Raw genomic sequence first — 8,177 nt, 5'->3', positions numbered from 1 at the left:
AATTCTAAATTATTCATAGGTTCTATTATTTACAAAAACAACACTGCAGTTGTCTTCTGGTTATAGAAACAAATGACTAATTAAAATCCTTGTAAATCAATATGGTAACAGGTAATCAAGTGGTAATTACCTATAAGATGGCTTTGAAAATACTGGAGATTTCCTTTAGATAAGAAGCTTTGTTATTCCGCCAGTCGGAGATATTTTTGCTGGATAAGTGTTGTTCGGTTCCTGCGGTGTTTTTAAGAGTGAAATAATGCTTCACAAACAGAATCATCTGATGATTATCCAGGTTTTCAAAACCGATGATCAGATGGCTTAAAAATTCTAATAATGTTTGTCGGTTTACCTGCTTTGGTCTTTTAGGAGAGAGATCTTTCCATTCCAATCGGTCCCTGGCTGGCACGGGTTCCATTAAAATTAAGGATTCGAAGCTTTTGTAATCGCCGGTAAGATATTTCCCGGAGAACGCTTTAAAAACAGCATTCGCTTGAATTTCCGTTAGCGGAATAGAATTAAGATTAAATTGCTGAAATCTTACCGGTTCATTGTCATTCAAAGTATAAACCTCCAGTGTATTTGATCTGATTCGTTTTCTTTTAATAATAAAATAAATTCCTGAAATACAAAACAAAGCGGATAGCAGGTAAATAACAGTAAAACTGAACTTAAACCACAGAGAATATGGGGTAATCCAGATATAAAAAAGAAGCCCGGTCAATAAAATAAAACAAGACGTAAAGAAGATTTGCCCAAGTTGCGAATCTGTTTCCCGAAGCAGGTAGTCATAAAAATCCAGGAGCTTTGCCCTCAACCGAAGAGTAAAAACCGCGAAACGCTCCAAAAACATCTTAATTTCATTTCTTTTATCTACTTAAAGATAGTGAAAAGAAAGTATAAGTTTTTGTACTTGAGCTTATGAGGGATTGGAATTTGATCATATCTAAATTTTAGAAAGAAATCAATAGTGTTTTTTTCTAAAATTTTAAGATTCCCTGTAAGTGAATTAAATTTCTTACCTAATTTTGATTAATTAACCGAATCACTACTTGAAAATTTTAAAATTTCGTGCAAAGCCTCATCTGAACTTTTATGAATGAAATTCCTTTGGTATCCAATTGTGGTCTGAAGACTACTATGTCGATATAGCTTTTGTAACATTTGAGGAGAAACTTTATCTCCGGCAATATTGCCAAAGGAATGTCTCGCAATGTGATTGGTTATTTTCTTATTAATACCTGCAAGTTTAGCAATATCCTTTAGATTTGAATTATGTATTTTTATAGCTCCCTTTATTAAACTATATTTTTTTTTGGTTTCCACATCTCCGACTTTTTTCAATTCGGGAAAAATAAAATCTGAATGCGACTTTTTATCTTTCCGGTAAAAATCAAGAATTTCAATTGCTTTTCCTGGTAGTTTTAATGAATCAAGTTTAGAATTTTTCTTCATCCTATAAAATAATCGATCCTCTATGATATCTTTCCATTTAAGATGAAGAAGATCGGTGATTCTAATTCCTGCTAAATAGAAGGAGAATAAAAAAATGTTTCTTGAATGCCATAACGAAGAATACTTCTTTAAATTTACTTGTTCAATTTTTAGAATTTCCTGCTCAGTTAAACCAATTTTTAATGAATCCGGATATTTAATAAGTATTTTATCCCTTCCAAAAGGATAAAAATTTCGGTCAATTACCCCTTTCCTGATTGCACGATTATATAGTAACCTTATAAACACGTAAGAGTTCATTACAGTCCTTTCTGAATTATTTTTTTCATTAATAAGGTAAACTTTTAAACGTTTTAGGAAATTCTCATCAATTTCCTGAAAGAGGATGTCTCGTCCTTTAGTGAAGTCTTTGATGATTTTTGCTTTAGATCGGTCTGAAATAGCTCGATTAAATTTTTTTGATCTTTCTAAATCAGCAACATGTTCGTCAGCAAAGTCAAAGAAAGAAATGGTTTTCCTGGATTGCTTTATTTGATCCATAATTTGCTTTGCTGATAATTGTCTTTTATTGCGTTCTGCCTCATAAATAATATCATCTATCTGATCATACTTTTTGCGAATTAGACGATTTAAATATTGATATTTAGGGTGGGATTTTTTTACTTTCTCAGCTTGTTCATCCCAGTCTTCTGGATCGAGGTTATAACCTAAATGATAATAGCTGCGTTTTCGAAAGGAAGTAACTCTTATGGCAAGCCGGTAAATTTTTTCATTTTCATCAATCTTCTTCGGGTGTAAAATTACTTTAATATGAGCCATAATTCTTAGTTTAAAAATACTAAGATAATTATTCTGGGTAACACATGGGTAACACATTTACTGAATTTAAATGATATTATATGTATCTTAAAAATATTTAAATACACTGATAATCAATTACTTAATGCTATTTGTTTTTATTTGATATCCCCTTTAAAAGAACTGAGGATCTAGTGCCGCGAGGTGTGAGAGTTCGAGTCTCTCCGCCCGCACGAAAAGCTTCTCAGCAATGAGAAGCTTTTTTTGTTTCTGGTAATTCAAAAAACACTCTTAGTGGAGAGAGGAGAATTTACTCCCAGTTTTAATATGTGAGGCTCGGAGTTTATCCTGAGCCCTGATCTTAATCGTGGTCGAAGGGCCCGCACAGAAAGCTCCTCAGCAATGAGGGGCTTTTTTTGGAGTTTTTCCACTATCTTTTCTTTTGATAAAAACCTTTAAGATGAGAAAACTAATTCTTTTATTGCTCCTAATTTCAGCGCCAGTAATGGCTCAGAATCCGGAAGAACGAATTGCCGAATTAGGCATAGAACTGCCTGAAGTAAGGGAGCCTTCGGCCAATTTTGTGAAATGGAGACAGGTGGGCAACCTGCTTTACCTGGCTGGGGAAGGTAGCCCCGAAAAAGGAACTTTAGGAAAAGACCTGAGCACCGAAGAAGGTCGTGAGGCAGCCCGTAATACAGGCATAAGGATTCTGGCCACGCTCAAAGCGGCCACGGGAGATCTTAATCGCATCAAACAATTCGTTAAGGTGCGTGGGATGGTTAATTCGGCACCTGATTTTTATGAGCAGCCACAAGTGATCAATGGCTTTTCAGATTTGATGTTTGAAGTCTTCGGGGAGCGCGGGAAACATGCGCGGGCCGCTGTAGGTCATGTGAGCCTGCCTTCCAATATAGCCATAGAGATCGAGGTTGTGGTGGAGCTGGAAGAATGAGGTTAATTGCTTTTAATTCTGCTCCGGTAGCCATAAGGATTGATTCAAAACCCTTGCAGACGAAAGAGAAAGTGAAAGCATCCTGAAAAAATATTTACTTACATTTGAATCTAATCCAAAACTATGAGGTCAGTTTTTCTTCTTTTAATTTTAATTAGCTTTATTTCTTGCCAGGATGAGGAAAATAAACACTCCCCGGATGAGTCACAGAAAATAGAAGAGATTATTGAAAAGACCATTGAGTTTGCCGGAGGTGAAAACTATAAAAAGGCTACTATAAGTTTTAATTTCAGAGAATACACCTATAAAAGTGAGAGGAATGGTCTTGAGTTTTCCCTGGAAAGACAATTTACAGAGGCTTCAGACAGCATTCGTGATGTGGTAAGTAATAGTGGTTTACAGCGCTATGTAAATGATAGTCTACGTATTATTTCCGATTCTCTTTTGTCCCGCTTGAATAAGGAAATAAAAACGGTTCATTATTTTGCACACCTGCCTTATGGCCTGGATAACCGTGGACTGGTAAAAGATCTGGTTGGGGATACCCAAATAAAGGGAGAGCCTTATTTTCAGTTAAAGATGGTTTATGGCCAGGCTGCACCTGGAGTTGCTGGTCATGACGAATTTATGTTCTGGATCCATAAAAATGATTATACTCTGGACTATCTGGCATACAAATTTGTTGAGGAGGAGGATGGAATAAGATTCCGCGCTGCGTATAATCCCAGGTTTATTAAGGGAATAAGGTTTGTAGATTATAAAAATTTTACGTTTCGGAATCCCAACACCGATCTTTCAGAGCTTCCAGAGCTCTATGAGAATAATGAATTGGAATTGCTCTCTACCATCGACACCGAGATCCTCAGGGTTGAGGTGAAAGAATAGTAATTTTCCTGTTCTCAGTTCTCAGTTTCGGGTTTGTAGAATGTAGAGTACTGAATAGGGTTGACCTTTTTAGGAGTCCCAGGGATTAATTATCTATAGATTTTCGTAATGAGATACCGGGTCGAGCCCGGCATGACGATCCTCATGGTTTTATGAGACATTAGATAAGTTCCGGTATGACGTAGCTAATGCTTATGCGCATTCTCCAGTTCACAGGTTTCGCTGTCCAGTTCGGTTTCTATAGTGTAATGTTCAAAAGCGTAATCTTTGAGAATCTTTTTTACCTGTTTCTTGACTTCCAGTATTTCTGAAAATTCACTGATTTCCCGTAATTTCAGGTGGGCCGTAAACACGTGGTTTTCTCCCTCGAGCGACCAGATATGGGTGTGATGCAGGGAGGCTACTTTTTCTACCTTCAGAATACTGTTTTCAATTTCCTCCAGGTTAAGTTCCTTTGGGACTCCCTGCAGAAAGATGAACAGGGTTTCTTTCAGACGTTTGAAAACGTTCCACAAAATATAAAGGGTGATAAGCAGGGAGAGCGCAGGATCCAGGTATAGAATCTCTTTAAAGCTCAGGATCACCGCTACCACCAGCACAGCAAACCAGCCCAGCACATCTTCCAGTAAATGCCAGGAAACCACCTTTTCGTTCAGGCTTTTTCCCCCGCTGAGTTTGTAGGCCGCATAGCCATTCACGGCCACCCCAATAAGTGCAAAAATGATCATTCCTGTGGCATCAGAAGCTTCAGGCTTAAAGAGTCTGCCAACGGCTTCAGAGATCACATAGACAGAACCGATAATGAGCACCAGGCTATTGATGAGGGCGCCTAAAAGAGAAAAACGGCGGTAACCAAAGGAATATTTTGAATTGGATTCTTCCTTGCTTTTTTTGTCCAGGTACCAGGCCGAACCCAGGGAAAGACTATCTCCAAGGTCATGCACCGCATCAGACATTATTGCCACGCTGTTTACATACCAGCCTCCAATAAATTCAAGAATGGTGAAACCCAGATTCAGAAAAAAAGCCAGCTTTAGATTCTTACCGGAGGTGTTGTGTGAGTGATCGTGACCCATATCCTGATTTTGCTCCCGGAAAGATACTAAGAAATTTTCAGGAACAAAATGAAGAAATATTATGCATAAAAGCTGTTAGTCCTGGGTCTTTGTAGTCACCTGTGGGCCAATTCCGCTTATTTCCTGATCGTAGACCCAAATCTCGGTTTGCACTCCATTCGTGATTTCCATCCAGTCCTTAGAAAATTTCTCGTAACTGCCCTGGCCATGCTGTGTCTCAAATTTTTCTTTCCATTTATGATCTTCTCCCAGACTGGCAAAATTATCAAAGAAGTATACCAGGGAAAGGTCCTGACCATCTTTGGTCGCCGCAAATTCATTCACATAGATACCAAGGGGAGTTTCAGGATACTGATTTTTAAAAACTTCTGATATTTTCTTTATGTGATTCATAGCCGATTCATAGGTGCCGGCTTTGAAGTCATAGGTGGTGACATCCAATTTAGCCATTTCAAAATTCTGGGGGAAATGAGAGTTTTTAGCATCAAAACGCCAGTAATTTACATCCTGTTCATCTTTCATATAAGGCACCACATTTTCATACCAGTCTTTATCGTGCGCCTCGCGATCATACATGGGTTTGTCCAGGGCACTCCAGGGCATCGGTCCCATTACTGCCATCATTTTTTCGGCGTTCGTGCCGTTCATCACTTGAAAAATACGTACTCCCCGATCACCTTCAGCATGATATTGATTATTGTGCTCCTTTATGCCTTCTCTGAATTTAAAGAAATCTCCAGGTTCCGGAGCGATCATCATGGTTACAATAATTAGTGGTTCCTGCGTCTCCTGTTGATTTTGGGAGATGCCAAGCAATGGGATGAGCATCATCCAGATAAAAAGCCTTTTCATAAGATTTATTTTTAGTTATTATTATACTTAACAGAAGCCTGGGGCAGAGTGGCTCGATTTTGTACGGAATTACTTTATTAAGATACTAAAAATATATCTGATTATCAGTTATTTATAATTTTATTGGTAGTTGTGGAAGCTGATTTTCTTGGGAATGAACTCCCGGCGGGGAATCTGGATTATACGTTTGCCAGGCTGAGCCCGACCAGGGGTGTTCCTTTATCATGAGTGCAAAGCGTGTGACGATCTGTTATAACGGGTTCCATATTTAAATCAAACTGTTGTTAGGCTGAGCCCGACCGGGGGGAGGAAGAGCTTGTCCTGAGCGCGCAGCAGCCGAAGGGTCGAAGCCCTTTCGAATTTTTAACGCCAGTATCAGGCCCATCGTCTGCTACCGCAGCCGGCTCAGTGTGACGGTGGAGTGTAAAGTAAGTGGCTTAAACAAAAGATTGCTCCAGTCGTGCCTTCTTCGCAATGACGAATTCCATAGCCTCCGTCATCGCGAGTGCAAAGCACGTGGCGATCTGCCGGTTTGCAACTCCGAACCTCACTGCCCACTGTTCACTGAGACTGCCTACTGCACACTGAAAACCTATCTCACAAACACCGGTTCACTCTCTTTCTTCGTTTCTTCCTCACTAAAGCGGTAATCCATATAATCGAAAGCTTTGATGTCTTCGAGAGTTTTGGCTTCTTTGTCGATGATGTTGCGAACCATCGCGCCGCGGGCCTGTTTGGCGTAGAAGCTGATGATCTTCAGCTTGCCGTTCTTGAAGTCTTTGAAAACAGGGGAAATCACCTCCGACTTTAATTTCTTCGCATCCACAGCCTTGAAATATTCCTTGCTGGCCAGGTTGAGGAAGAGCTCATCTTCTTTCAGTTCGCTGTTCAGGTAGTCGGTAACTTTTTCCTGCCAGACCTCATAGAGGTTCTTTTTACGGTCAATGCCCAGCTCGGTGCCCATTTCCAGGCGGTAAGGCTGGATAAGATCCAGGGGGCGCAGGATCCCGTACATTCCTGAGAGGATACGCAGACTATCCTGCAGCCGGTCCAGCTTTTCGGTGGGGATGGTATAGGCGTCTATACCCGTGTACACATCGCCGGCGAAGGCGTAAACGGAAGGGCGGGAATTCTTTTTGTTGTGTTCTTCTTCAAAATCGTGGTAGCGGTTGTAATTCAGGTCGGCGAGCTTATCGCTGATGTTCATCAGCTCAGCGAGTTCCTTTTTGCTCATCCGGGAGAGCTTGCGGTTGATCTTTACAGCGGTATCCACAAATTCGGGCTGAGTGCCTCGGGTAGTAGGTAATTTAGATTCGTAGTCCAGACTCTTGGCGGGGGAAACAACAATTTTCATATGTATTTTTTATTGTTTTAAAACGGTCTCCCGATGGCTATCGGGAGTAATTCGCATAAGGCAGGTTCATCGATGTTTGAAACCTATTCCCGTTATGCTCATTTCATATTCATTTTGATTTACTTTCAAAGATAAGTTTTCCCTGTAAAACAAGGAAACCGGAAATATTGATATAAACTATGAAATCATAAGGAGAACAAAAGCATTATAATTGCGCTCAGGGAGCTTCAGGAGCCGAAAGTTATTTCAACCCGATCTTATTGATTTCCAGGCGGAAATCCTCTGCCTTTTTATTCGCAATCAAAAAACGAATTTCCCCGATCGTATCAGCAGAGAAGTTGGGCAACTCCAGTTTCTGCCCGCGATATACCGCTTCCATCTCCGTTAACGGAACCTCGACCGTTTGCCAGCCGCCGGTAGTTTTGAAAGTGTAGGTATAGGAAGCTTTATCTTTTAAACTGGATTTGATCCTGAACCGGTAGGTTTTGCCATCCCCTTTCAATAATATGAATGCTTTTTTATAGATCTTTATATTTTGAGGATCAAAATCATAACGCAAAGAGGCGAAACCGCCATTGTTTTCCAGGGAGACGCTTCCTTTAAAGATTGCATTCCCGCCGGTACTGCTTTCAAGATCACTGCTGGAATTACCTCCCATCACCCCGTCGTTCACTGTTTCCCAACCCGACCAGTCTTCCGTTTTACTGAAATCAAAAAGAAGTAATGTGAGCATAATCCAGGTTGTTAATTCTGAGAAGAGTGCATGATCTAATTTCCAGGTTAAAGTTATGGTTTTTTCCTGAAA

Annotated in this window: 8 protein-coding genes; 2 read left to right on the top strand and 6 right to left on the bottom strand. The window is 40.0% G+C overall.

Annotation, left to right across the window (positions count from 1 at the left end):
• Positions 1 to 130 precede the first annotated feature (130 nt).
• Together VIM94_RS02585 and VIM94_RS02580 are read right to left on the bottom strand one after the other, a co-directional pair.
• The gene (locus VIM94_RS02585) at positions 131 to 850 is read right to left on the bottom strand and encodes a hypothetical protein (protein WP_332037731.1); all 720 of its coding nucleotides are present in this window, start codon (positions 848 to 850) and stop codon (positions 131 to 133) included.
• Positions 851 to 1,029: 179 nt separating this feature from the next.
• On the bottom strand, positions 1,030 to 2,271 hold the full coding sequence (locus tag VIM94_RS02580) for a site-specific integrase (RefSeq protein ID WP_332037730.1): 1,242 nt from the start codon (positions 2,269 to 2,271) through the stop codon (positions 1,030 to 1,032).
• Positions 2,272 to 2,710: 439 nt separating this feature from the next.
• On the opposite strand from VIM94_RS02580, the gene VIM94_RS02575 reads away from it, so the two are divergent.
• Both VIM94_RS02575 and VIM94_RS02570 read left to right on the top strand, forming a co-directional pair.
• Positions 2,711 to 3,205 (top strand): RidA family protein, encoded by a 495-nt coding sequence (locus VIM94_RS02575; protein ID WP_332037729.1) that lies wholly within the window; start codon positions 2,711 to 2,713, stop codon positions 3,203 to 3,205.
• A gap of 123 nt (positions 3,206 to 3,328) precedes the next feature.
• Positions 3,329 to 4,090 carry a DUF6503 family protein gene (locus tag VIM94_RS02570; RefSeq protein ID WP_332037728.1) on the top strand — a complete coding sequence of 254 codons (762 nt, stop codon included), beginning with the start codon at positions 3,329 to 3,331 and terminating at the stop codon, positions 4,088 to 4,090.
• 185 nt (positions 4,091 to 4,275) lie between these two features.
• Here the strand turns inward: VIM94_RS02570 and VIM94_RS02565 are convergent, their stop codons facing one another.
• The 4 genes from VIM94_RS02565 to VIM94_RS02550 form a co-directional block, all read right to left on the bottom strand.
• Positions 4,276 to 5,166: a cation diffusion facilitator family transporter gene (locus VIM94_RS02565; protein ID WP_332037727.1), complete on the bottom strand. Its 891-nt coding sequence runs from the start codon at positions 5,164 to 5,166 to the stop codon at positions 4,276 to 4,278.
• Between the two features lie 75 nt (positions 5,167 to 5,241).
• Positions 5,242 to 6,018, bottom strand: a complete 777-nt coding sequence (locus VIM94_RS02560) for a hypothetical protein (RefSeq protein WP_332037726.1) — start codon at positions 6,016 to 6,018, stop codon at positions 5,242 to 5,244.
• 592 nt (positions 6,019 to 6,610) lie between these two features.
• Entirely contained in the window at positions 6,611 to 7,372 is a 762-nt protein-coding gene (gene yaaA / locus VIM94_RS02555; RefSeq protein ID WP_332037725.1) for a peroxide stress protein YaaA, read from the bottom strand.
• A gap of 241 nt (positions 7,373 to 7,613) precedes the next feature.
• Positions 7,614 to 8,177: CIA30 family protein (locus tag VIM94_RS02550; RefSeq protein WP_332037724.1), on the bottom strand; the 564-nt coding region annotated here is incomplete at its 5' end.

The organism is Salegentibacter sp. (assembly GCF_036568425.1).
Lineage (GTDB): Bacteria > Bacteroidota > Bacteroidia > Flavobacteriales > Flavobacteriaceae > Salegentibacter.
The sequence above is the reverse complement of the archived record's forward strand: the minus strand, read 5'-3'. Positions and strand labels throughout refer to the sequence as shown.

Bases quoted from the DNA above. Each gene is read 5' to 3' on its own strand.
- VIM94_RS02585 (WP_332037731.1), bottom strand. From the start codon at position 850: ATGTTTTTGGAGCGTTTCGCGGTTTTTACTCTTCGGTTGAGGGCAAAG.
- VIM94_RS02580 (WP_332037730.1), bottom strand. From the start codon at position 2,271: ATGGCTCATATTAAAGTAATTTTACACCCGAAGAAGATTGATGAAAAT.
- VIM94_RS02575 (WP_332037729.1), top strand. From the start codon at position 2,711: ATGAGAAAACTAATTCTTTTATTGCTCCTAATTTCAGCGCCAGTAATG.
- VIM94_RS02570 (WP_332037728.1), top strand. From the start codon at position 3,329: ATGAGGTCAGTTTTTCTTCTTTTAATTTTAATTAGCTTTATTTCTTGC.
- VIM94_RS02565 (WP_332037727.1), bottom strand. From the start codon at position 5,166: ATGGGTCACGATCACTCACACAACACCTCCGGTAAGAATCTAAAGCTG.
- VIM94_RS02560 (WP_332037726.1), bottom strand. From the start codon at position 6,018: ATGAAAAGGCTTTTTATCTGGATGATGCTCATCCCATTGCTTGGCATC.
- yaaA (WP_332037725.1), bottom strand. From the start codon at position 7,372: ATGAAAATTGTTGTTTCCCCCGCCAAGAGTCTGGACTACGAATCTAAA.